The 24,770-nt window shown below is 54.6% G+C and carries 18 protein-coding genes and 1 riboswitch; of the genes, 12 read left to right on the forward strand and 6 right to left on the reverse strand.

What is annotated here, in order from left to right; genetic code table 11:
* Nucleotides 1-40: 40 nt before the first annotated feature.
* On the reverse strand, nucleotides 41-358 hold the full coding sequence (gene metJ, locus ACKI5T_RS16340; protein WP_015960995.1) for a met regulon transcriptional regulator MetJ: 318 nt from the start codon (nucleotides 356-358) through the stop codon (nucleotides 41-43).
* Nucleotides 359-635: 277 nt separating this feature from the next.
* Between metJ and metB the strand changes: the two genes are divergently transcribed.
* From metB to katG, 4 genes are all read left to right on the forward strand, one after another.
* Complete coding sequence (metB, locus tag ACKI5T_RS16345) at nucleotides 636-1,796, forward strand: cystathionine gamma-synthase (protein WP_407438785.1); 1,161 nt, start codon at nucleotides 636-638, stop codon at nucleotides 1,794-1,796.
* A gap of 2 nt (nucleotides 1,797-1,798) precedes the next feature.
* Nucleotides 1,799-4,231, forward strand: a complete 2,433-nt coding sequence (locus ACKI5T_RS16350) for a bifunctional aspartate kinase/homoserine dehydrogenase II (protein ID WP_407438786.1) — start codon at nucleotides 1,799-1,801, stop codon at nucleotides 4,229-4,231.
* Between the two features lie 426 nt (nucleotides 4,232-4,657).
* The gene (gene metF, locus ACKI5T_RS16355; RefSeq protein ID WP_133632574.1) at nucleotides 4,658-5,548 is read left to right on the forward strand and encodes a methylenetetrahydrofolate reductase; all 891 of its coding nucleotides are present in this window, start codon (nucleotides 4,658-4,660) and stop codon (nucleotides 5,546-5,548) included.
* Between the two features lie 188 nt (nucleotides 5,549-5,736).
* Entirely contained in the window at nucleotides 5,737-7,917 is a 2,181-nt protein-coding gene (gene katG, locus ACKI5T_RS16360) for a catalase/peroxidase HPI (protein ID WP_407438788.1), read from the forward strand.
* Nucleotides 7,918-7,975: 58 nt separating this feature from the next.
* Here katG and ACKI5T_RS16365 read toward each other — a convergent pair whose 3' ends face one another.
* From ACKI5T_RS16365 to argE, 3 genes are all read right to left on the reverse strand, one after another.
* Nucleotides 7,976-9,079: a glycerol dehydrogenase gene (locus tag ACKI5T_RS16365; protein WP_407438790.1), complete on the reverse strand. Its 1,104-nt coding sequence runs from the start codon at nucleotides 9,077-9,079 to the stop codon at nucleotides 7,976-7,978.
* Nucleotides 9,080-9,253: 174 nt separating this feature from the next.
* A complete protein-coding gene (gene ppc, locus ACKI5T_RS16370; RefSeq protein WP_015960989.1) occupies nucleotides 9,254-11,905 on the reverse strand; it encodes a phosphoenolpyruvate carboxylase in 2,652 nt (883 codons plus the stop codon).
* A gap of 275 nt (nucleotides 11,906-12,180) precedes the next feature.
* A complete protein-coding gene (gene argE, locus ACKI5T_RS16375) occupies nucleotides 12,181-13,332 on the reverse strand; it encodes an acetylornithine deacetylase (RefSeq protein ID WP_015960988.1) in 1,152 nt (383 codons plus the stop codon).
* An 88-nt stretch (nucleotides 13,333-13,420) separates the two neighbouring features.
* Between argE and argC the strand changes: the two genes are divergently transcribed.
* From argC to oxyR, 4 genes are all read left to right on the forward strand, one after another.
* Nucleotides 13,421-14,425, forward strand: coding sequence for an N-acetyl-gamma-glutamyl-phosphate reductase (argC, locus tag ACKI5T_RS16380; RefSeq protein WP_407438793.1), 1,005 nt, complete (start codon nucleotides 13,421-13,423; stop codon nucleotides 14,423-14,425).
* 6 nt (nucleotides 14,426-14,431) lie between these two features.
* Nucleotides 14,432-15,208 carry an acetylglutamate kinase gene (argB, locus tag ACKI5T_RS16385; RefSeq protein ID WP_096759554.1) on the forward strand — a complete coding sequence of 259 codons (777 nt, stop codon included), beginning with the start codon at nucleotides 14,432-14,434 and terminating at the stop codon, nucleotides 15,206-15,208.
* A gap of 54 nt (nucleotides 15,209-15,262) precedes the next feature.
* Nucleotides 15,263-16,636: an argininosuccinate lyase gene (gene argH, locus ACKI5T_RS16390; RefSeq protein WP_407438795.1), complete on the forward strand. Its 1,374-nt coding sequence runs from the start codon at nucleotides 15,263-15,265 to the stop codon at nucleotides 16,634-16,636.
* A gap of 335 nt (nucleotides 16,637-16,971) precedes the next feature.
* Entirely contained in the window at nucleotides 16,972-17,889 is a 918-nt protein-coding gene (gene oxyR, locus ACKI5T_RS16395; protein WP_015960984.1) for a DNA-binding transcriptional regulator OxyR, read from the forward strand.
* Here oxyR and sthA read toward each other — a convergent pair.
* Nucleotides 17,872-19,272 carry a Si-specific NAD(P)(+) transhydrogenase gene (gene sthA / locus ACKI5T_RS16400; RefSeq protein ID WP_015960983.1) on the reverse strand — a complete coding sequence of 467 codons (1,401 nt, stop codon included), beginning with the start codon at nucleotides 19,270-19,272 and terminating at the stop codon, nucleotides 17,872-17,874. The genes oxyR and sthA overlap by 18 nt on opposite strands.
* A gap of 196 nt (nucleotides 19,273-19,468) precedes the next feature.
* On the opposite strand from sthA, the gene fabR reads away from it, so the two are divergent.
* Together fabR and ACKI5T_RS16410 are read left to right on the forward strand one after the other, a co-directional pair.
* Nucleotides 19,469-20,110, forward strand: a complete 642-nt coding sequence (fabR, locus tag ACKI5T_RS16405; protein ID WP_015960982.1) for an HTH-type transcriptional repressor FabR — start codon at nucleotides 19,469-19,471, stop codon at nucleotides 20,108-20,110.
* A gap of 3 nt (nucleotides 20,111-20,113) precedes the next feature.
* Nucleotides 20,114-20,473, forward strand: coding sequence for a YijD family membrane protein (locus ACKI5T_RS16410; protein WP_015960981.1), 360 nt, complete (start codon nucleotides 20,114-20,116; stop codon nucleotides 20,471-20,473).
* Nucleotides 20,474-20,478: 5 nt separating this feature from the next.
* On the opposite strand, the gene trmA is transcribed toward ACKI5T_RS16410, so the two are convergent.
* A complete protein-coding gene (gene trmA / locus ACKI5T_RS16415; protein ID WP_407438801.1) occupies nucleotides 20,479-21,579 on the reverse strand; it encodes a tRNA (uridine(54)-C5)-methyltransferase TrmA in 1,101 nt (366 codons plus the stop codon).
* 104 nt (nucleotides 21,580-21,683) lie between these two features.
* A riboswitch (cobalamin riboswitch) is annotated at nucleotides 21,684-21,860 on the forward strand.
* A gap of 65 nt (nucleotides 21,861-21,925) precedes the next feature.
* Here trmA and btuB point away from each other — a divergent pair.
* Both btuB and murI read left to right on the forward strand, forming a co-directional pair.
* Nucleotides 21,926-23,776, forward strand: coding sequence for a TonB-dependent vitamin B12 receptor BtuB (gene btuB / locus ACKI5T_RS16420; protein ID WP_407438798.1), 1,851 nt, complete (start codon nucleotides 21,926-21,928; stop codon nucleotides 23,774-23,776).
* A complete protein-coding gene (gene murI / locus ACKI5T_RS16425) occupies nucleotides 23,721-24,572 on the forward strand; it encodes a glutamate racemase (RefSeq protein ID WP_407438799.1) in 852 nt (283 codons plus the stop codon). Before btuB ends, murI begins: the two co-directional genes overlap by 56 nt.
* The last annotated feature ends 198 nt before the right edge of the window (nucleotides 24,573-24,770 follow it).

Here is a 24,770-nt window from a genome sequence, read left to right on the forward strand (position 1 = left end):
AAAAAAAAGCGCCGAAAGGCGCTTTTTTTGTTTCTGCACTTCAGTATTCCCACGTATCCGGGTCGATACCCAGTTCACGCATGATCACTTTCGCCGCTTCCGGAATTTCATCGCTACGCTCTTTGCGCAGGTCTTCATCATTCGGCAGGGGTTGGCCAGTAAACGCATGCAAAAATGCTTCGCAGAGCAGTTCGCTGTTTGTCGCGTGACGCAGGTTGTTCACCTGACGACGCGTGCGTTCATCGGTGAGGATCTTTAACACCTTCAGAGGAATGGAAACCGTAATTTTTTTTACTTGCTCACTCTTCTTACCGTGCTCAGCGTATGGGCTGATATATTCGCCGCTCCATTCAGCCATGAGATACCTTTAATCCTCTCTGTCATTTATAAGGGCATAAAGCCATAGGTTGTATGGGGCTTTATACCGTAATCTCGCGTAGTTTACCGTAAGGACGATACCGTGACACGGGTATTGCGCCTTTAGCGTGCACTAAAGCATGTCATTTTAACGGCTATTCTCGCATTGCTCAATCTATACGCAAAGAAGTTTAGATGTCCAGATGTATTGACGTCCATAAGTTCAGTGTTTACTCTGGTGCCTGACTTTTCACCTTATTAGCCAGGAAGCCTTCACCATGACGCGTAAACAGGCCACGATCGCAGTGCGTAGCGGATTGAATGATGACGAGCAGTACGGCTGCGTTGTCCCGCCGATTCATCTTTCCAGTACCTATAATTTCACCGGATTTAATGAACCTCGTGCGCATGACTATTCACGTCGTGGCAACCCGACGCGTGATGTTACCCAGCGCGCGCTGGCGGAACTCGAAGGCGGCGCAGGCGCAGTTCTGACCAATACCGGTATGTCGGCCATTCATCTGGTGACCACGGTATTCCTGAAACCTGGCGATTTGCTGCTCGCTCCGCACGACTGTTACGGTGGCAGCTACCGACTTTTTGATAGCCTGGCAAAACGCGGCTGTTATCGCGTTCTCTTTGTCGATCAAAATGATGAACAGGCGCTAAAACAAGCACTTGCCGAAAAGCCTAAGCTCGTTCTGGTGGAAAGCCCAAGCAACCCGTTATTGCGTGTTGTCGATATTGCGAAAATTTGTCAGCTCGCAAGGGATGCGGGAGCGATAAGTGTAGTGGATAATACGTTTCTCAGTCCGGCGCTTCAGAACCCACTTTCCTTGGGGGCGGACCTGGTATTGCATTCATGCACGAAATATTTGAACGGTCACTCTGACGTGGTCGCGGGCGTAGTGATTGCAAAAGATCCGGAAATTGTCACCGAACTGGCATGGTGGGCCAATAACATTGGCGTGACAGCGGGTGCGTTCGACAGCTATTTGCTGCTGCGCGGGATCCGCACGCTGTCGCCACGTATGGAAGTGGCACAACGCAATGCCCAGGCGATTGTCGATTTCCTGAAAAACCAGCCGCTGGTGAAAAAGCTGTATCACCCGTCGTTGCCGGAAAACCAGGGCCACGAGATCGCCGCGCGCCAGCAGAAAGGGTTTGGCGCGATGTTAAGTTTTGAACTGGATGGCGATGAGCAAACGCTGCGTCGCTTCCTGAGCGCGTTGTCACTGTTTACGCTGGCGGAATCATTAGGGGGAGTCGAAAGCTTGATCTCTCACGCCGCAACAATGACACACGCAGGCATGGCGCCAGAAGCGCGTGCCGCCGCCGTGATTTCTGAGACGCTGCTTCGCATCTCAACCGGTATTGAAGACTGTGAAGATTTAATTGCCGATCTGGAAAATGCCTTCCAGGTCGCAGCCAAGGGGTAATCATGAGTGTGATAGCGCAGGCAGGGGCGAAGGGTCGTCAACTGCATAAGTTTGGTGGTAGTAGTCTTGCTGATGTGAAATGTTACCTGCGTGTCGCAGGGATCATGGCGGAGTATTCGATGCCGGGCGACATGATGGTTGTCTCGGCGGCGGGCAGCACTACCAACCAGTTGATTAGCTGGCTCAAACTGAGCCAGACCGATCGCCTTTCTGCGCATCAGGTTCAACAAACATTACGCCGTTATCAAAGCGATTTGATTTCCGGCCTGCTGCCCGCGCAAGCGGCGGACGGGCTGATCAGCGCTTTTGTTCACGATCTGGAGCGTCTTGCGGCGCTGCTGGACAGCGGCATTACCGAAGCGGTTTACGCGGAAGTGGTCGGTCACGGTGAAGTCTGGTCTGCACGCTTGATGGCCGCCGTGTTGGAACAGCAAGGTCTGGAGGCCGCGTGGCTGGACGCACGCGACTTCCTGCGCGCCGAACGCGCTGCGCAGCCGCAGGTTGACGAAGGGTTGTCTTATCCGCTGCTGCAACAGCTTTTGGTGCAGCATCCGGGTAAACGTATTGTCGTCACTGGCTTTATCAGCCGCAGCAACGCGGGTGAAACCGTGCTGTTGGGCCGTAACGGCTCTGACTATTCCGCCACGCAAATCGGTGCGCTGGCAGGAGCGTCTCGCGTCACCATCTGGAGCGATGTGGCTGGCGTTTACAGTGCCGATCCACGCAAAGTCAAAGATGCCTGTCTGCTGCCGCTGCTGCGCCTGGACGAAGCCAGCGAGCTGGCACGTCTCGCCGCCCCGGTTCTGCACGCCCGCACGCTGCAGCCCGTTTCCGGGAGCGATATCGATCTACAACTGCGCTGTAGCTACACGCCGGATCAGGGTTCCACGCGCATCGAACGCGTTCTGGCATCGGGTACGGGCGCGCGCATTGTCACCAGTCACGATGATATTTGCCTGATTGAGTTCCAGGTGCCTGCGGGCCAGGACGTCAAGATGGCGCATAAAGATATCGATTTAATTCTCAAACGTGCGCAGGTACGTCCGCTGGCGGTTGGCGTACACAGCGATCGTCATTTACTGCAGTTCTGCTACACCGCAGAAGTGGCCGATAGTGCACTCAAAACGCTGGACGAAGCCGGTTTGCCGGGCGAACTCCGTCTGCGTCAGGGCCTGGCGCTGGTGGCGATGGTCGGTGCAGGCGTCTCTCGTAATCCGCTGCATTGCCACCGTTTCTGGCAACAGCTGAAGGGGCAACCGGTTGAATTTACCTGGCAGTCGGAAGAGGGCATCAGCCTGGTCGCCGTGCTGCGTAAAGGGCCAACCGAGAGTCTGATTCAGGGCCTGCACACCACGCTGTTCCGCGCGGAAAAACGTATCGGTCTGGTGCTGTTTGGTAAAGGTAATATCGGTTCCCGCTGGCTGGAGCTGTTTGCTCGCGAGCAAACGACGCTGTCGGCGCGTACCGGATTTGAATTTGTCCTGGCAGGCGTTGTAGACAGTCGCCGCAGCCTGCTCAATTACGAAGGGCTGGACGCCAGCCGTGCGCTCGCGTTCTTCAATGACGAAGCCGTTGAACAGGATGAAGAGTCGCTGTTCCTGTGGATGCGCGCGCACCCGTACGACGATTTAGTGGTGCTGGATGTCACTGCCAGCGAACAGCTTGCCGATCAGTATCTGGATTTCGCCAGCCACGGTTTCCACGTCATCAGCGCCAACAAGCTGGCGGGGGCGAGCAGCACCGATAAATATCGTCAGATTCACGATGCGTTTGAAAAAACCGGGCGTCACTGGCTGTACAACGCTACTGTGGGCGCGGGCTTACCGGTCAACCATACGGTGCGGGATCTGATTGACAGCGGTGACAGCATTTTAGCCATCAGCGGAATCTTCTCCGGGACGCTGTCGTGGCTGTTCCTGCAATTCGACGGCACGGTGCCGTTCACTGACCTGGTCGATCAGGCGTGGCAGCAGGGGTTGACCGAACCCGATCCGCGTGTGGATTTGGCCGGGAAAGACGTGATGCGCAAGCTGGTGATTCTGGCGCGTGAGGCGGGTTACGATATTGAGCCAGGTCAGGTGCGTGTGGAATCGTTAGTTCCTGCGGGCTGCGAAGAGGGTTCCGTCGATCACTTCTTTGAGAACGGTGATGAGCTGAACGACCAGATGGTGCAACGTCTGGAAGCCGCGCAGGAGATGGGGCTGGTGCTGCGCTACGTGGCGCGTTTCGATGCCAACGGTAAAGCGCGTGTGGGTGTGGAAGCGGTGCGTCCGGAGCATCCGCTGGCAGCGCTGCTGCCGTGCGATAACGTCTTTGCCATCGAAAGCCGCTGGTATCGCGATAACCCGCTGGTGATTCGTGGGCCAGGCGCGGGGCGTGATGTGACTGCAGGTGCCATTCAGTCGGATATTAACCGTCTGGCGCAACTGCTGTAGTTTTTTGCTCTGCTTCGTCTGATGCCCTCACCCTAACCCTCTCCCACGGGAGAGGGAATCGCTCGGGGCGATCTTTTCTCAATCCTCGCAGATAAGAGGGAATGTTTTCTCTCTCTTCACAACGCGGTGAAGAAACTTTTTTCTCTCCCCTCAAAGCGCGGCGAGGGATTATCGTCTCCCTTTTCACAACGTAGCGAAGGGATTATTTTCTCCCTCTCCCCGTGGGAGAGGGCTGGGGTGGAGGCATCAGACCGCACTTTCCCCACCATCATGAACTTCTTTCATCTTGCCTGAACATTCCTCACCGTTATGACTGATTATTTCAGTTGACGGCATTCGCGTTTTCCGTCATTTTTACATCCAGACGTCTAAATGGATAGATGTTTATAACTAGCAATAATTATCACGCGATTGATGAGGTAAGGTATGAGCTTTTTTCACGCCAACCAGCGGGAAGCCCTGAATCAGAGCCTGGCTGAAGTGCAGGGCCAGATTAACGTCTCTTTTGAATTCTTTCCGCCGCGCACCAGTGAAATGGAGCAAACCCTGTGGAGCTCTATCGATCGCCTGAGCAGCCTGAAGCCGAAATTTGTCTCCGTCACCTACGGGGCAAACTCAGGCGAGCGCGACCGTACGCACAGCATTATTAAAGGCATTAAGGACCGCACGGGACTTGAAGCCGCGCCGCATTTAACCTGTGTGGATGCGACTCGCGACGAATTGCGCGCTATCGCCCAGGATTATTGGAACAACGGGATTCGCCATATCGTCGCCCTGCGTGGCGACCTGCCGCCGGGCAGCGGTAAACCGGAAATGTACGCCACCGATCTGGTCGCGTTGCTCAAGGACGTGGGCGATTTTGATATCTCCGTCGCCGCTTACCCGGAAGTGCATCCGGAAGCGAAAAGTGCCCAGGCCGATCTGCTCAACCTGAAACGTAAAGTCGATGCCGGTGCCAACCGCGCGATTACCCAGTTTTTCTTCGACGTCGAAAGTTATCTGCGTTTTCGTGACCGCTGCGTTAACGCTGGAATCGACCTTGAAATTATCCCGGGCATCCTGCCGGTCTCGAACTTCAAGCAGGCGAAGAAGTTTGCGGACATGACCAACGTGCGTATCCCGCTGTGGATGCAGAAAATGTACGAAGGGCTGGATGACGACGCTGAAACCCGCAAGCTGGTGGGGGCCAATATCGCGATGGACATGGTGAAAATTTTAAGTCGTGAAGGGGTGAAGGATTTTCATTTCTACACGCTAAACCGCGCCGAGATGAGTTACGCCATCTGCCACACACTCGGCGTTCGCCCAGGACTGTAATACCAAGACCCTCTTCGGAGGGTTTTTCATTTCCGCCTCCCCCCGCTTCCGCGCGGCATTATGCAAAAGCCATGCAATATCCGAGGTTAATTAAAAGGATTTAACTATCGAATCTGTGGGTTATCTCAACTATACCTTATCAGCAAGCGTGTATATCTTAAAAAGAACACTATAGAGGGAGCAGAGAGATGAGCATGTCAGAAGAGACCAATAATTCGTTATCCAGCGGCAAGTGTCCTTTTCACCATGGAGGGTCTGATCAGAGCGCAGGCGCGGGGACAGGCAGTCGCGACTGGTGGCCCAAGCAACTACGCGTTGAACTCTTAAACCAACATTCCAACCGTTCGAACCCCCTGGGTGAAGACTTCGACTACCGCAAAGAATTCAGCAAACTCGACTATTCCGCTCTCAAAGGCGATATCAAAGCTCTTCTGACCGATTCTCAATCCTGGTGGCCTGCCGACTGGGGCAGCTACGTGGGCCTGTTTATTCGTATGGCATGGCACGGCGCAGGGACATACCGTTCCGTGGATGGTCGTGGCGGTGCCGGTCGCGGTCAGCAGCGCTTTGCCCCTCTGAATGCATGGCCGGATAACGTGAGTCTTGATAAAGCACGTCGTCTGCTGTGGCCTATTAAACAAAAATACGGGCAGAAAATTTCCTGGGCCGATCTGTATATCCTGGCGGGGAACGTGGCGCTGGAGAATTCAGGCTTCCGTACGTTTGGCTTTGGTGCCGGGCGCGAAGATGTCTGGGAACCCGATATGGACGTTAACTGGGGCGATGAAAAAGCCTGGCTGACCCATCGAGATCCTGAATCACTGGCAAAACGTCCGTTAGCCGCCACTGAAATGGGGCTGATTTACGTCAATCCGGAAGGGCCAAATGCTAGCGGTGAGCCGCTGTCGGCAGCCGCAGCGATTCGCGCAACGTTCGGTAACATGGGCATGAACGATGAAGAGACCGTCGCACTGATTGCGGGCGGACATACGCTCGGCAAAACGCACGGCGCAGCGGCGGCCACGCATGTGGGTGTCGATCCGGAAGGGGCGTTGATTGAATCCCAGGGCTTAGGCTGGACCAGCACACACGGAACGGGCGTGGGCGCAGATGCGATCACCTCCGGTCTGGAAGTCGTCTGGTCACAGACGCCAACCCAGTGGAGTAATTACTTCTTCGAAAACCTGTTCAAATACGAGTGGGTACAGACCCGCAGCCCGGCTGGCGCGATCCAGTTCGAAGCCGTTGACGCGCCGGAAATTATTCCCGATCCGTTCGACCCGTCGAAAAAACGCAAACCTACCATGCTGGTGACCGACCTGACGCTGCGTTTCGACCCAGAGTTCGAGAAAATTTCTCGTCGCTTCTTGAACGATCCACAGGCATTTAACGAAGCATTCGCGCGTGCCTGGTACAAACTGACGCACCGAGATATGGGGCCAAAAGCACGTTACATCGGTCCTGAAGTGCCGAAAGAAGATCTGATCTGGCAGGACCCGCTGCCGCAGGCGGTGTTCAATCCGTCACAAGAAGATATTGCGAGTCTGAAAGCGGAAATTGTGGCTTCCGGGCTGTCTGTTAGCGAGCTGGTGTCGGTTGCCTGGGCGTCTGCTTCCACCTTCCGCGGCGGTGACAAACGTGGCGGTGCTAACGGCGCGCGTCTGGCGCTGGCTCCGCAGCGCGACTGGGACGTGAACGCCGCAGCGGTGCGCGCGTTACCGACGTTGGAAGCGATTCAACGCACGACCAACAAAGCGTCACTGGCCGATATCATCGTGCTGGCGGGCGTCGTTGGCGTTGAGCAGGCGGCAAAAGCGGCGGGTGTGTACATCACAGTGCCGTTTACGCCGGGCCGCGTGGATGCGCGTCAGGATCAGACCGATATTGAGATGTTTAACCTGCTTGAGCCAATTGCCGATGGATTCCGCAACTATCGCGCTCAGGTTGATGTCTCGACAACGGAATCGCTGCTGATTGATAAAGCGCAACAGCTGACGTTAACCGCGCCAGAACTGACCGCGCTGGTTGGGGGAATGCGTGTGCTGGGCGCTAACTTTGATGGCAGCCAGAATGGCGTGTTCACCGATCGCGTTGGCGTGTTGACCACCGATTTCTTCGTAAATCTGCTGGATATGGGAACCCAGTGGAAAGCCACAGACGAATCCAACGAACTGTTTGCGGGCAGCGACCGTGCAAGTGGCGAGGTGAAATACACCGCAACGCGTGCCGATCTGGTCTTTGGTTCGAACGCGGTTCTGCGTGCGCTGGCGGAGGTTTACGCCAGCCAGGATGCCAGCGAGAAGTTCGTCAAAGATTTTGTCGCGGTATGGACCAAAGTGATGAACCTTGATCGTTTTGATGTGAAGTAATCAGGCATCCGTCATAAATAAAAATCCCCGCCTCGGCGGGGATTTTTTATGTCAGACGTTATTCCCACTCATGCAGACAACGCTGACCATATTGATCGGCGACCAGCAGCGCAGCGTACACCTCATCTGGCGTCACACCGCCCGGCATATTGTGGATGGTTTCGCCTTTAGCGCAGGCCGTCTCGGCCACCCGGCGCATCTTAGCGGGAATATCTTCTTTGATATCCAGCTGTGCCAGGGTGATGGGCAGCCCAACGCTGTGACACAGCGCGGCAACCGTTTCGATCTCTTCTACCGGCGCGTTTTCCAGTACCAACTGGGTGAGCGTGCCGAACGCGACTTTTTCACCGTGATAAAAATGGTGTGCATCCGGAATCGCCGTCAGGCCGTTGTGAATCGCGTGGGCAGCGGCCAGTCCGCCACTTTCAAAGCCCACGCCGCTGAGGTAAGTATTGGCTTCGACGACGTGCTCAAGGGCTGGCGTGACGACATGCTGTTCCGCTGCCAGCATCGCCTTTTCTCCCTCTTCGATCAGGGTGTTGTAGCAGAGTTCCGCCAGAGCGAGAGCCGCTTGAGTGCATTTCCCCCCGGCCATGGTGGTGGCTCCGCTGCGTGAGCAGGCGCGCGCCTCAAACCAGGTTGCCAGCGCATCGCCAATCCCGGCGGCCAAAAGACGCGCAGGCGCACCCGCCACGACTTTGGTATCGACGATAACCATATTGGGATTGTGTGGGAGCATCAGGTAATGATCGAACTCGCCGCTGTCGGTGTAGATGACAGAAAGAGCGCTGCACGGTGCATCCGTGGAGGCAATGGTTGGCGCGATAGCCACCGGTACATCCATAAAATGCGCTAATGCTTTGGCGGTATCGAGCGTTTTACCGCCACCGATACCCAGCACGGCCTGGCAGTCAGCGCCTTTCGCCAGCTTGCGCAGACGGTCAATTTCATTTTGTGAACATTCGCCGCCAAATGGCGCGATTTCGACGTGTAGTTCTGCCTGTTTGAAGCTTTGACGCAAGGTGTCTTCCGCAAAGCCTAAAACAAACTTATCCCCGACCACTAGCCAGCGTTTCGCCAGCGGTTTGAGATAGTCGCCGAGTCGGGTGAGGGCATCTGCACCCTGGATGTATTTGCCCGGTGATTGAATGATACGGTCCATAACATTTCTCCCTTAGAGGTTGAGGTTACTAAACGCGTTTTCCCGTCGTGCTCGAACGTCACTCTTTGGACTTTACCGCCACAGCAGTCAGTATTTGTTGCGCTACATCTAAGGAGGGGAATTTTTGGACAAAAAAAAGGCCACACGAAGTGTGGCCTTTTGATTCGTAAACCGTTAGCCGGTGTTACGCATACCTGCCGCAACGCCCGCAATCGTCACCATCAGCGCCTGTTCAACGCGTGGATCCGCCTCTTTACCTTCTTCTTCGGCCTTACGTGAGCGATGCAACAGCTCAGCCTGCAGAACGTTCAGTGGGTCGGTGTAGATATTACGCAGTTGGATAGACTCGGCAATCCACGGCAAATCGGCCATCAGATGCGAGTCGTTGGCGATAGCCAGCACAATTTTAATGTCGCCTTCCAGCAGTTCGCGCAGCTCTTTGCCTAACGCCCACAGTTCGGGTTTCACCAGACGCTGATCGTAGTATTCCGCCAGCCACAGGTCGACTTTGGAGAACACCATTTCCAGCATGCCAAGGCGTGTGGAGAAGAACGGCCAGTCGCGGCACATCGTCTCAAGCTCAGTCTGCTTACCGTCTTCCACCACTTTTTGCAGCGCCGCACCCGCGCCCAGCCAAGCGGGCAGCATCAGACGGTTTTGTGTCCAGGCGAAGATCCAGGGGATAGCGCGCAGAGATTCCACACCGCCGGTCGGACGGCGTTTTGCCGGACGAGAACCCAGCGGCAGTTTGCCGAGCTCCTGCTCCGGCGTGGCCGAGCGGAAGTACGGCACGAAATCTTTGTTTTCACGCACGTAGCCGCGGTACAAGTCGCAGGAGATATCCGACAGCTCATCCATGATGTGACGCCATGCGTCTTTCGGTTCCGGCGGTGGCAACAGGTTGGCTTCCAGAATCGCGCTGGTGTAGAGCGACAGACTGCTGATTGTTACTTCTGGCAGACCGTATTTAAAGCGGATCATCTCGCCTTGCTCGGTGACGCGCAAACCGCCTTTCAGGCTGCCCGGTGGTTGAGAGAGCAGTGCGGCATGAGCTGGTGCACCACCACGACCGATAGAGCCGCCGCGTCCGTGGAACAGCGTTAATTCGATACCTGCTTTTTCGCAGGTTTTGATCAGCGCATCTTGCGCCTGGTACTGCGCCCAGGATGCCGCCATCACGCCCGCGTCTTTTGCGGAGTCGGAATAGCCAATCATCACCATCTGTTTGCCCTGAATAAAGCCGCGATACCAGTCGATGTTCAGTAACTGGGTCATCACGTCGTTGGCGTTATTCAGGTCGTCGAGGGTTTCAAACAGCGGCGCGACAGGCAGCGCAAAGCTGATACCGGCTTCTTTCAGCAGCAGATGAACGGCCAGCACGTCAGACGGCGTTTTGGCCATGGAGATCACATAGGCCGCAACCGATCCTTTTGGCGCATCAACGATCGCTTTGCAGGTGTTCAGGACTTCGCTGGTTTCTTCGCTCGGTTCCCAGCTGCGTGGCAGAAGCGGACGTTTGGAATTTAATTCGCGGATCAGGAACGCCTGTTTGTCGGCTTCTGACCAGCTTTCGTAATCGCCAATGCCGAGATAGCGGGTCAACTCGCCCAGCGCTTCGGTATGGCGGGTGCTTTCCTGACGCACATCAATACGCACCAAAGGCACGCCGAAACACTTCACGCGGCGCAGAGTGTCGAGCAGTTCGCCGTTGGCGATGATGCCCATGCCGCACGCTTGCAGTGATTTATAACAGGCGTACAGCGGGTCCCACAGCTGTTCGTTTTGACTCAGCAGTCCGGCTGGTTTTGGCAGACGCTGGCCTTTCAAACGTGCCTCCAGCCAGGCTTGAGTCGCCATCAACTGGCCGCGCAGACCTTTTAGCAAGAAGCGGTATGGTTCGGTTGCACCGGCTTCGCCAACCAGTTCGAGCAGTTCTGGCGTGGCTTCCACCATCGACAGCTCAGAAATCAGGATCTGAATATCTTTCAGGAACAGATCGGTGGCTTTCCAGCGGCTGAGCAACAGCACATGACGCGTGATTTCGGCGGTCACATTTGGGTTACCGTCGCGGTCACCACCCATCCAGGAGGTGAAACGCACCGGAACAAAATCGACCGGCAGGCGATAGCCGAGGTTCTCTTCCAGCTGTTCGTTTAATTCACGCAGGTAGTTCGGCACGCCTTCCCACAGGCTGTTTTCGACAACCGCAAAACCCCATTTGGCTTCATCAACCGGGCTTGGGCGATATTTGCGAATTTCATCGGTGTGCCAGGACTGGGCAATCAGCTGGCGCAGGCGGCGCATCAGCTGGTTACGCTCGTAATCGACGATGTCTTTGTTATCTAACTGCTTGAGACAGCTATTCACTTCGCCCATTTTGTGAATCAGGGTACGGCGGGTGATTTCGGTCGGGTGCGCAGTCAGCACCAGCTCAAGCGAAAGGGACTCAACCGCTTTTTTGATGGTCTCTTCGTTCAGTTCAGGCTGGTCTTTGAGTTTTCTGAGCGTACGGGCAATCACTTCCGGGTTGCTGGCACCTTCGCCTTTTGGCGAAATGCTGTGGTATTGCTCGGCGGTGTTAGCCAGATTCAGGAACTGGCTGAACGCTCGCGCCACGGGCAGAAGCTCATCATTTGACAGGTTTTGCAGCGTGGTGAGCAGCTCCTGACGATTGGCTTCATTTCCTGCACGGGAGGATTTGGACAGCTTACGGATTGTTTCGACGCGGTCGAGAATGGTCTCTCCTAGCGCATCCTTGATGGTATCTCCCAGCACTTTGCCGAGCATACTGACATTACTACGCAACGCGGAATATTGTTCGTTCATATAAACCCAGACACCCCATCATTATGTTTTATGTCCATTCAAAAATCTTTTGGACATTATTTTGTCATCTCTCTTTATAAAGCCACGTAAAACCCCTGTCGTCAATTGCTGCGAAAACGGTTCAGCAAACGAATAAATGCAGGCAATTTACGAAATTTAATTCGCTTCGCGTCAGATAAGAGATGCTTATGGGAATGTGACAGAGATCGCGGGATTGACTCCCCTCACCCTAACCCTCTCCCCTTTGGTGCGAGGGCAGGGTGAGGGGGCAGTTTTTAATGCCAGCAGAAGTGATGCACAACCTGCGTAATTAACTCGCGCGTGGGCTTAATAAAGCGCGTTTCCAGGTATTCATCCGGCTGGTGGGCCTGATTGATGGAGCCCGGACCCAGCACCAGCGTTGGGCACAGCGTCTGGATAAACGGCGCTTCGGTGCAGTAGTTCACCACGTCCGTTTTCTCACCGAGCAGTTTCTCGACTACTTGCACCAATTGATGATCCGGCGGGCATTCGTAACCTGGAATCGGTGGATGCAGATCGAAAATGGTCAGACGGCCAGGCCAGCGTTCACTCACCGGGGCCAGCGCTTCGCTGAGTAAACCGTTGAGATCGTCGAGCGTCATGCCCGGCAGCGGGCGAATATCCATGTGCAGTTCGCAGCAGGCGCAGATACGGTTGGATGCGTCACCGCCGTGCAGACTACCGAGATTCAGCGTGGGATACGGCACGGTGAAGGAATCGTGGTGGAAGCGTTCTTTCAGGGAGTCGCGCAGCACCATAATGCGGCCAATGGCGTCGTGCATCAGCTCAATGGCATTGACGCCGCGCGCCGGATCGCTGGAGTGACCCGACTGGCCCAACACGCGCACTGCCGTAGAGATATGGCCTTTATGCGCCCGAATCGGTTGCAGGGACGTCGGTTCGCCAATAATCGCGCAGTCTGGGCGAATGGCGGTATTTTCAGAGAAATAGCGTGCGCCTGCCATGCTGGTCTCTTCGTCGGCGGTCGCCAGAATGTAGAGCGGTTTTTTAAGCGTTTTCACATCAACGTCACGCAGCGCATCGAGAATAAAGGCAAAAAAGCCTTTCATGTCGGCGGTGCCCAGACCGTAAAGTTTGCCGTCATGCTCGGTGAGCGTGAAGGGATCGCGCGTCCAGCGCCCGTCATCGAAGGGCACGGTGTCCGTATGACCAGCCAGTAAAAGGCCGCCTGCACCCTGTCCGGCACTGGCCAGCAGGTTAAATTTATGACGGGTTCCAGGAACGGGTTGAACTTCCACCTTAAAGCCGAGATCGCTAAACCATCCAGCCAGCATATTGATTAAAGACTCATTGCTCTGGTCGAGCGCTTCTTCGGTCGCACTGATGGACGGCGTGGCAATCAGGGCGCGGTAAATCTCGATAAAGGGTGGTAAATTCATTTTCATTGTTGACATACCTTAGGTCGTGATAGTATCAATATTCATGCACTAAATGTGAATAAAAATACACTAACGTTGATCGTAAAGGAACCCGATGTTGAATACGCTGATTGTAGGCGCTAGCGGTTATGCGGGCGCAGAGCTTGTAAGCTACGTGAATCGCCATCCTCATATGACCATAACCGCTTTGACTGTCTCAGCGCAAAGCAATGATGCGGGAAAGTTAATTTCCGATTTGCATCCGCAACTTAAGGGAATCGTCGATCTGCCGTTGCAGCCGATGTCCGATATCAGTGAGTTTGTCGGCGGCGTGGATGTGGTGTTTCTGGCCACCGCGCACGAAGTCAGCCACGATCTGGCCCCGCAGTTTTTGGCGGCGGGTTGCGTGGTGTTTGACCTCTCCGGCGCGTTCCGCGTTAACGACAGTGCGTTCTACGAAAAATATTACGGTTTCACTCACCAGCATACCGATCTGCTTGAGCAGGCGGTTTACGGCCTGGCGGAGTGGAACGACGACAAGATAAAAGAAGCCAATCTGATTGCCGTTCCGGGGTGTTATCCAACGGCGGCGCAGCTTTCGCTTAAACCGCTGATCGACGCTGACCTGCTGGATCTGAATCAGTGGCCAGTGATCAACGCCACCAGCGGCGTGAGCGGTGCCGGTCGCAAGGCGGCGATGGCCAACAGTTTTTGCGAAGTGAGTCTGCAACCGTATGGCGTGTTCAATCACCGTCATCACCCGGAGATCACCACGCATCTGGGCGCGGAGGTGATTTTCACACCGCATCTGGGCAATTTCCCGCGCGGGATTCTGGAAACCATCACCTGCCGTCTGAAGCCGGGCGTGACCAAAGACCAGATTTCTGAAGCCTTTACGCTGGCCTATGCCAACAAACCGCTGGTGCGTCTGTACGATAAAGGCGTTCCGGCGCTGAAAAACGTGGTCGGTCTGCCGTTCTGCGACATCGGCTTTGCCGTTCAGGGCGAGCATCTGATTGTGGTGGCGGCGGAAGATAACCTTCTTAAAGGCGCTGCCGCTCAGGCGATGCAGTGCGCAAATATTCGTTTTGGCTACGCTGAAACCCAGTCTCTTATTTAAGGTGTGATGATGAATCCATTAATTATCAAACTCGGTGGCGTGTTGCTGGACAGCGAAGAAGCGCTGGAGCGTCTGTTTAGCGCGCTGGTTGACTATCGTGAATCCCATCAGCGTCCGCTGGTGATTGTTCACGGCGGCGGTTGCGTGGTGGATGAGCTGATGAAAGGCCTTAACCTGCCGGTGAAAAAGAAGAACGGCCTGCGCGTGACGCCTGCCGATCAGATTGACATCATCACCGGTGCGCTGGCGGGAACGGCGAACAAAACGCTGCTGTCATGGGCGAAGAAACATCATATCGCGTCGGTTGGCCTGTACTTGGGCGATGGCGACAGCGTAAAAGTGACGCAGCTCGACGAAGAGTTGGGCCATGTTGGACTGGCGCAGCCGGGTTCGCCTAAGCTGATTAACACGCTGCTGGAAGGCGGTTTCCTGCCAGTGGTGAGCTCTATCGGTGTCACCGAAGAAGGGCAACTGATGAACGTGAACGCCGACCAGGCCGCAACGGCGCTGGCCGCCACGCTGGGTGCTGACCTGATTCTGCTTTCAGACGTGAGTGGTATTCTGGACGGTAAAGGCCAGCGTATCGCCGAGATGACGGCGGCAAAAGCGGAGCAGCTGATTTCTCAGGGCATCATTACGGATGGCATGATTGTGAAAGTGAACGCGGCGCTGGACGCTGCGCGCACGTTAGGCCGTCCGGTGGACATCGCCTCATGGCGGCACGCGGAACAACTTCCGGCGCTGTTTAACGGCACGCCGATTGGCACGCGTATTCTGGCATAAGCATTTTTCCCCTCATCAGAGGGGTATCAATAAACGAATTTAAGGAAGCATGTTATGGCACTTTGGGGTGGGCGTTTTACACAGGCAGCGGATCAACGGTTCAAACAGTTCAACGACTCTTTGCGCTTCGACTACCGCCTGGCCGAACAAGATATCGTCGGCTCTGTGGCCTGGTCCAAAGCGCTGGTCACCGTCGGCGTGTTAAGTGCCGATGAGCAAGTACAGCTCGAAGAGGCGCTGAACAATCTGTTGGAAGAAGTACGCCTGGATCCGCAGCAAATCCTCGAAAGCGATGCGGAAGATATTCACAGCTGGGTGGAAGGCAAGCTGATCGACAAAGTTGGCCAGTTGGGTAAAAAGCTGCACACCGGACGTAGCCGTAACGATCAGGTGGCGACCGACCTGAAGCTGTGGTGTAAAGACACTATCATGGAACTGCTGTCGGCGAACCGTCAGCTGCAGAATGCGCTGGTCGAAACCGCGCAGAACAATCAGGACGCGGTGATGCCGGGTTATACTCACCTGCAGCGTGCGCAGCCTGTCACGTTTGCTCACTGGTCTCTGGCGTATGTCGAGATGCTGGCGCGTGACGAAAGCCGTTTGCAGGATACGCTGAAGCGTCTGGACGTGAGCCCGCTGGGCAGCGGGGCGCTGGCAGGAACCGCCTACGAAATCGACCGTGAACAGCTGGCGGGCTGGTTAGGCTTTGCTTCTGCGACCCGCAACAGTCTGGACAGCGTGTCGGATCGCGACCATGTTCTGGAGCTGCTGTCGAACGCTTCTATCGGCATGGTGCATTTGTCGCGTTTTGCCGAAGATCTGATTTTCTTCAACTCCGGGGAAGCCGGTTTTGTGGAGCTGTCCGATCGTGTTACTTCTGGTTCTTCGTTGATGCCGCAGAAGAAAAATCCGGACGCGCTGGAGCTGATTCGCGGTAAGTGTGGTCGTGTGCAGGGCGCGTTGACGGGAATGATGATGACCCTGAAAGGTCTGCCGTTGGCCTACAACAAAGATATGCAGGAAGATAAAGAAGGGCTGTTCGATGCACTCGACACCTGGCTGGATTGTCTGCATATGGGCGTACTGGTGCTGGACGGCATTCAGGTGAAACGTCCGCGTTGCCAGGAAGCGGCGCAGCAGGGCTATGCAAACTCCACCGAGCTGGCAGATTATCTGGTCGCCAAAGGTGTACCGTTCCGTGAGGCGCACCATATTGTGGGCGAAGCCGTGGTTGAGGCGATTCGCCAGGGCAAGCCGCTGGAAGATTTAACGCTAGCCGATTTGCAGAAATTTAGCGCCGTGATTGGCGATGACGTGTACCCGATTCTTTCGCTGCAATCCTGTCTGGATAAGCGCGCGGCGAAAGGCGGCGTGTCACCGAAGCAAGTCGCGCAGGCGATTGCGGATGCGAAAAACCGGTTAGTTTGATTTGGTTTGAATAGTGCGGGCTGGTGCCCTCACACCGGCCCTCTCCCACGGGGAGAGGGAGCAAACATTAAAATGGCAACTTCGGTTGCCATTTTGCTTTTACCTCGGGCTTTTTTATGCAAAAAAAAAGCGGACCACGGGGTCCGCAAAAGTTCACGTTGGCTTTAGTTGTTCGAGTCAGGGATAAACTCGTGTGACTCGGCGGGGACGTCAAGGGTCAAACACGTGCCGCCTCGTCTATGTGCTGTATTATTCAACAGAGTGCTTGATAGGGATAATCGTTCGTTGCTATGCTATCTATCGCCATGAACTATCATGGCGATAGAGGATGAATAATGAATATTCGTGATCTTGAATACCTGGTGGCACTCGCTGAGCACCGACATTTTCGCCGCGCGGCAGATTCTTGCCACGTTAGTCAGCCCACGCTGAGCGGTCAGATCCGCAAGCTGGAAGATGAGCTGGGCGTAATGCTGCTGGAGCGCACCAGCCGTAAAGTACTGTTCACTCAGGCCGGTTTGTTGCTGGTGGATCAGGCGCGCACCGTATTGCGCGAGGTCAAAGTGCTCAAGGAAATGGCTAGCCAGCAGGGCGAGGCGATGTCCGGTCCGCTGCATATTGGCCTGATTCCAACTGTTGGCCCGTATCTCCTGCCGCTCATCATTCCGATGCTGCATCAGACCTTCCCGAAACTCGAAATGTATCTGCACGAAGCGCAGACACATCAATTGCTGGCCCAACTCGACAGCGGCAAGCTCGACTGCGCGATCCTGGCGCTGGTCAAGGAGAGCGAAGCGTTTATTGAGGTGCCGCTGTTTGATGAGCCGATGATGCTGGCGATCTACGAAGATCACCCGTGGGCCAATCGCGATCGCGTACCGATGGGCGATCTGGCGGGTGAAAAGCTGTTGATGCTGGAAGACGGTCACTGCCTGCGCGATCAGGCGATGGGTTTCTGCTTTGAAGCGGGTGCTGAGGAAGATACCCATTTCCGCGCAACCAGTCTGGAAACGCTGCGTAATATGGTGGCGGCGGGAAGTGGTATTACGCTGCTGCCTGCGCTGGCTGTACCGCGCGAGCGTCGACGCGATGGCGTGGTTTATCTGCCGTGCATTAAACCGGAGCCGCGTCGCACGGTGGGCCTGGTTTATCGTCCGGGATCACCCCTGCGCAGCCGCTATGAGCAGCTGGCAGAGGCCATCCGCAGTTCGATGGATGGCCATTTTGACGACGCGTTAAAACAGGCGGTTTAAGCCGTTCAGCGCGGCTACCCGATAGGCTTCCGCCATTGTCGGGTAGTTAAAGGTGGTGTTAACGAAGTACTCGATCGTGTTACCGCCACCTTTTTGCTCCATGATTGCCTGGCCGATATGAATGATTTCCGCCGCACGTTCACCGAAGCAGTGAATGCCGAGGATCTCTTTCGTCTCGCGATGGAACAAAATCTTCAGCGTTCCCACGCTCATTCCCACGATTTGCGCCCGCGCCAGATGTTTAAACTGCGCACGACCGACTTCGTATGGCACTTTCATTGACGTCAGCTGCTGTTCGGTCTTACCCACAGAACTGATTTCCGGAATGGTATAAATGCCGGTGGGAATATCTTCAATCAGATGGGCGGTGGCTTCACCTTTCACCAGCGCTTGCGCCGCGATGCGCCCCTGATCGTAAGCGGCAGAGGCCAGACTCGGATAACCAATCACATCGCCTACCGCGTAGATATGCGGCAGCGCCGTCTGGTACATGCTGTTGACCTTCAACTGGCCGCGACTGTCGGTGGTAAGACCGATGTTTTCCAGCGCCAGTGAATCGGTGTTACCGGTACGGCCATTCGCGTACAGCAGGCAATCGGCTTTCAGCTTTTTGCCGGACTTCAGATGCATGATCACGCCATCGTCGCAGGCTTCGATTCTTTCGTACTCTTCGTTGTGGCGAATCACCACACCGCTGTTCCAGAAGTGGTACGAGAGTGAATCGGACATCTCCTGATCGAGAAACGCCAGCAGGCGGTCGCGGGTGTTGATCAAATCAACTTTGACCTCCATCCCACGGAAAATGGAGGCGTATTCGCAGCCAATGACCCCTGCGCCGTAGATCAGCACATGGCGCGGTTCATGATGCAGGCTCAAAATGGAGTCGCTGTCATAAACGCGCGGATGCGAAAAATCGACGTCGTCCGGATGATAGGGGCGTGAACCGCAGGCGATGACAAATTTCTCGGCGGTAATAGTCTCAACGGAGCCGTCGTGACATTTCAGCGCCAGCGTATGTTCGTCAACAAAATGCGCGTCACCCTGCAGGATTTCGCAGTGGTTGCGCTCGTAAAACCCCTGGCGCATCCGCGTCTGCTGATTAATTACGGTATCAGCATGGTTGAGGATGTCGGCAAAAGAGGAACGAAGAAGGCGGGAGTGATCGCTGTAAAGAGGGTTTTGGTTGAATTCGATAATGCGGCTAACGGCGTGGCGGAGGGCTTTTGAAGGGATGGTGCCCCAGTGGGTACAACCGCCGCCAACATTATGGTAGCGCTCAATGACCGCTACTCTGGCTCCCTGTTTCACCAGACCCATAGCAGCGCCTTCGCCGCCGGGGCCGGAACCAATAACTATTGCGTCGTAATCGTAGGAATGTGACATGGCAAGGCTTACCTGTTCTTATACATAAAAGCAACAGAATAGTAACATCATTGGCGGGATAACCCAATTATCGTTGTGCTCTTTTCGAGCTGTGGAGCACAAACCTCGCGTAAACAATCATTCACAAAGCTGTGCAAACAGATTAATTTTATTCTCTGGTATAGTGCCTTAAGGCCTTTGGAAGGATTCAACTATTGTGATGGGCGTAAGAGCACAACAAAAAGAGAAAACCCGGCGTTCGCTGGTGGAAGCGGCATTCAGTCAACTGAGTGCTGAGCGAAGCTTTGCCAGTTTGAGCCTGCGCGAAGTCGCACGCGAGGCCGGGATTGCGCCAACGTCTTTCTATCGTCATTTCCGGGATGTGGATGAACTGGGCCTGACTATGGTGGATGAGAGCGGGTTAATGTTGCGCCAGCTCATGCGCCAGGCGCGTCAGCGTATTGCCAAGGGGGGCAGCGTGATCCGCACGTCAGTCTCTACTTTTATGGAATTTATTGGCAACAACCCTAACGCATTCCGCCTGTTATTGCGGGAGCGTTCGGGAACGTCAGCTGCTTTCCGTGCCGCTGTGGTGCGAGAAATTCAGCATTTTATCGCGGAACTTGCCGACTATCTGGAACTCGAAAACCATATGCCACGTGCCTTCACGGAAGCGCAGGCCGAGGCGATGGTGACCATTGTTTTCAGTGCGGGTGCCGAAGCACTGGATGTGGGCGTTGAACAACGCAAACAACTCGAAGAGCGACTGGTCTTGCAACTGCGGATGATTTCCAAAGGCGCTTATTACTGGTATCGCCGTGAACAAGAAAGGTCGGCGCATCAAATCGACGAAGGGTGAGTAATGAAACAGTCAGGTCAGGATAAAGGTACGTTGTTGCTGGCATTGATCGCTGGCTTATCAATTAATGGTACGTTTGCAGCGGTGTTTAGCTCGATTGTGCCGTTTTCGATTTTCCCGATGATCGCGTTGGTGCTGACGGTTTACTGTCTGCACCAGCGTTATCAGAACCGCACCATGCCGGTAGGTTTACCGGGCCTGGCGGCGGCGTTCTTTATTCTGGGTGTCCTGCTGTATAGCACCGTCGTGCGCGCGGAGTATCCTGATATCGGCTCCAATTTCCTGCCCGCCGTGCTGTCTGTGGCGCTGGTGTTCTGGATTGGCATCAAAATGCGTCACCGTAAGCACCAGCTCCCTGAATGATGGCGTTATTTCAACGTTAACAGTACGCCGCACTCCATATGGTGCGTGTAGGGGAACTGATCGAACAGTGCCAGACGTTCAACCTTGTGCGTCTGGCTTAATGTTTCCAGGTTCTTGCACAGCGTTTCCGGGTTGCAGGAAATATACAAAATACGCGGATACGCCTGCACCATCTTCTCTGTTTCGCTGTCCAGCCCGCTGCGCGGGGGATCGACGAAAATCGTCTCGCACTGGTAGCTCTTCAAATCGATACCCTGCAAACGGTTGAATTCACGCTCACCGTTCATTGCCTGCGTAAACTCTTCTGCCGCCATACGAATGATCTGCACGTTATCGATATGGTTGGCGGCAATATTGTATTGCGCGGAGGCGACAGACGGCTTGGCAATTTCGGTGGCCAGCACGCGCTCAAAGTTACGCGCCAGCGCCAGCGAAAAGTTGCCGTTACCGCAATACAGCTCCAGCAGATCGCCTTTTGACCCTTCCGTTGCACTCAGCGCCCACTCCAGCATTTGCACATTCATGGCCGCATTTGGCTGAGTGAAGCTGTTTTCGACCTGACGATAAATCATCTCTTTACCGGCCACCGGCAGGCGTTCATCCACGTAATCCTGATCGAGCATGATTTTGGTTTTGGTCGCGCGGCCAATCAGATGAACGTTGATATTCTGCACCCGCAGCGTATCGCGCAGCGCTTCGGCTTCTTTGCGCCATTCGTCGCCCAGCTTTTTGTGATACAGCATCGAGACGATGGCCTGATTGCTTTGGGTAGTCAGGTAATCAATCTGGAACAATTTATGGCGCAACTGGGGGTTATTGCGCACGCCTTCAATCATCAGCGTCATTAATTGGTTAATTAATTCGCTGGCTGCCGGGAAACTGTTTACGCGGATGCGGGACTTGGTCTGCTGATCGAAAATGATGTGATACAGGTCGTCGCCGTCATGCCAGATACGGAACTCAGCACGCATGCGGTAATGGCTGACAGGAGAACGAAACACCTCGGGAACGGGCGCGGCAAAAGGCGTCATCATACTTTGCAGGCGGACAACTTTCTCTGCCAGCTGCGCGTCGTACTGTTCTGTCGGGAGGTGTTCGGGTGTCATCATGCATCCTGAGTGGTAAAGAATTTCGCGGGGATTGTAAGCACTGTACAGGGGATGTCCAGATTTAATCATGCATAGCTGTCTGGACATCTATACGTTTCTAATTGTAGCATTCTGTTTCCGGTCTCATGTAAGTGAAAAGGGAATCCAGTGCAAATCTGGAGCTGACGCGCAGCGGTAAAGACTGGCGGGATGAGAGTTGTAGACACTGTGAAAATGGGAAGTCTTCATCCGTAAAACGCCACTAAGCCCGAAGACCTGCCGGAATTACGTCGCATCTGGTTTCATCATCGCGTGCTATAGATGACGCCTGCGGCATCCTTCTTATATTGTGGATGCTTTAAAAATGATTAAAAAAGTATCGCTGATGACGGCACTCTCCGTCACGGCATTTTCGGGCTGGGCGCAGGATAGCGCTGACTCATTGGTGGTCACAGCAAACCGTTTCGAACAACCGGCAAATACCGTTCTGGCACCAACTTCTGTTGTGACGCGTGAAGATATTGAACGCTGGCAGGCAAAAAGCGTCGTCGAAGTCATGCAGCGTTTACCGGGCGTAGATATTGCGCAAAGCGGCGGAATGGGTGCAAACGCGTCTACCTTTATTCGTGGTACAGAATCCCGTCACGTCCTGGTGCTGATCGATGGTATCCCGCTGAACAATGCGGGTATCAGCAACGTTGCGGATCTGAGCCAAATCCCAACATCCCTCATTCAACGTATCGAATACATTCGCGGCCCGCGCTCGGCGCTGTACGGTTCCGATGCGGTTGGCGGCGTGATCAACATTATCACTGGGCGTGATAAGCCTGGCGCGGACATCACCGCGAGTGTCGGTTCGAAGGGCTATCAGTCTTACGATGGTTCATTCCAGCAGGTGTTGGATAAAACCAAAATCACAATGGCGGGTAACTATACCTACACCCGCGGTTTTGATATCGATGCGCAGGATGCACCGCGTCAGCCCGATCGTGATGGCTTTATGAGTAAGTCGCTGTACGGCTCTATCGAACAGCAGATTACCGACAGCCTGAGTGGTTTCGTTCGCGGATTTGGCTATGACAACCGTACGGCCTACGACGGGTATGACAGTTACGACGATAATTTCAATTTTACCGGCACGCCGGATACGCGTCAGTTATACAGCCAGAACTGGGATACCGGACTACGTTACAAGCAGGGCATTTATCAGACGCAGCTCGTGGCGGGTTACGGTCGCAGTAAAGACCAGAACTACGATCCGAGTAAAGGTCGCTATGCCGCCTCTTCTACTATGGATGATGTGAAGCAATACACCACACAATGGATGAACACCTTTACCGTAGGCCACGGTAACATCGGTGCGGGTGTGGACTGGCAGAAGCAGCAGACACAGGCGGGCACGGGTCTTCTTAAAGAGGGCTTTAAGCAGGATAACACCGGCGTTTTCCTTTCTGCGATGCAGCAGTTTGATAGCGTCACGCTGGAAGCGGCGGCACGTCATGATGATAACTCTAACTTCGGTAACCACAGCACCTGGCAAACCAGCGCGGCGTGGGAGTTCGTTGACGGTTATCGCATCATCGGTTCTTACGGTACAGCGTATAAAGCGCCAACGATGAGCCAGATACACAGCCCGCAATACGGTAATCCCGATCTCAAGCCAGAAGAGAGTGAACAGTGGGAGGGTGGCTTTGAAGGGCTAACAGGTCCGGTGACCTGGCGTGTCAGCGCTTATCGTAATGACGTCGATAACCTGATTGGCTATGGCAATAGAAATCGTCCTTATAACGTCGATAAAGCGCGTATCGAAGGGGTTGAAGCTACGGCAGAGTTTGATACCGGCCCGGTCGGTCATCAGATTTCTTACGATTATGTCGACCCGCGCAATGCCACGACCAATCAGGTGCTTGCCCGTCGTTCTAAGCAACAGGTGAAATACCAGTTGGATACGCAGGTATGGGATTTCGACTGGAACCTGGCCTATCGCTATCTGGGCACACGTTACGATGTGGCCGTCGATCCTAATACCTTTGCAACTGAACGCGTGCAAATGGGGGGTGTAAGCGTGTGGGATCTCGCAGTTTCATATCCTGTCACCTCACATCTCACAGTTCGTGGTAAAATAGCCAACCTGTTCGATAAAGATTACGAGACAGTTTATGGCTACGAAACTGCAGGACGGGAATACACCTTGTCTGGCAGCTACACCTTCTGATCCACGTCCCACCGTGCTGGTTTTTGACTCCGGCGTCGGTGGGCTTTCGGTCTATGATGAGATTCGGCATCTTCTGCCGGATCTTCATTACATCTATGCTTTCGATAATGTCGCCTTTCCGTATGGGGAAAAGAGCGAGGACTTTATTGTCAAACGTGTGGTTGAAATCGTCACAGCCGTTCAGGCGCGCTACCCCTTAGCATTAGCCGTCATTGCCTGTAATACGGCGAGTACCGTTTCTCTTCCTTCATTGCGTGAAAAATTCCCGTTCCCGGTTGTGGGTGTCGTTCCGGCGATTAAGCCTGCAGCTCGTCTGACGGCGAATGGCATCGTTGGATTATTAGCGACACGCGGAACGGTGAAGCGTCCTTATACGCGTGAGCTCATCGACCGCTTTGCCAATGAATGCAAGATTGCAATGTTAGGTTCAGCTGAGCTGGTGGAGATGGCCGAAGCGAAGCTGCACGGTGAACCCGTTTCGCTGGAAGAGTTGCGACGCATTCTCGGCCCATGGCTGCGGATGGCTGAACCGCCAGATACGGTGGTGCTGGGCTGTACGCATTTCCCTCTATTACAGGATGAGCTGCTGGAGGTGTTGCCGGAAGGAACACGTCTTGTGGATTCCGGCGCGGCGATCGCCCGACGGACAGCCTGGTTGCTGGAGCATGAAGCGCCAGAGGCTAAATCCAGTGATAAGAACATTGCCTTTTGTATGGCGTTAACCCCTGAGACTGAGCAACTTTTACCCGTTTTACAGCGTTACGGCTTTGAAACGCTCGAAAAACTAGCGCTTTAACGCGCTTTTGGGTAAAAAAGAGACGGTTGGAAATTAATTTTAAATTTCCTCTTGTCACCTCAGAATAACTCCCTATAATGCGCCTCCACTGACACGGAACAACGGAATACAAGCCGCCGGGTCAGCGGGGTTCAGCGATGAACGCCGGCAGAGAAAAGCGAAAATAAACGCTTGACTCTGAATGAGGAAAACGTATTA

The organism is Lelliottia sp., from assembly GCF_045627565.1.
GTDB lineage: Bacteria > Pseudomonadota > Gammaproteobacteria > Enterobacterales > Enterobacteriaceae > Enterobacter.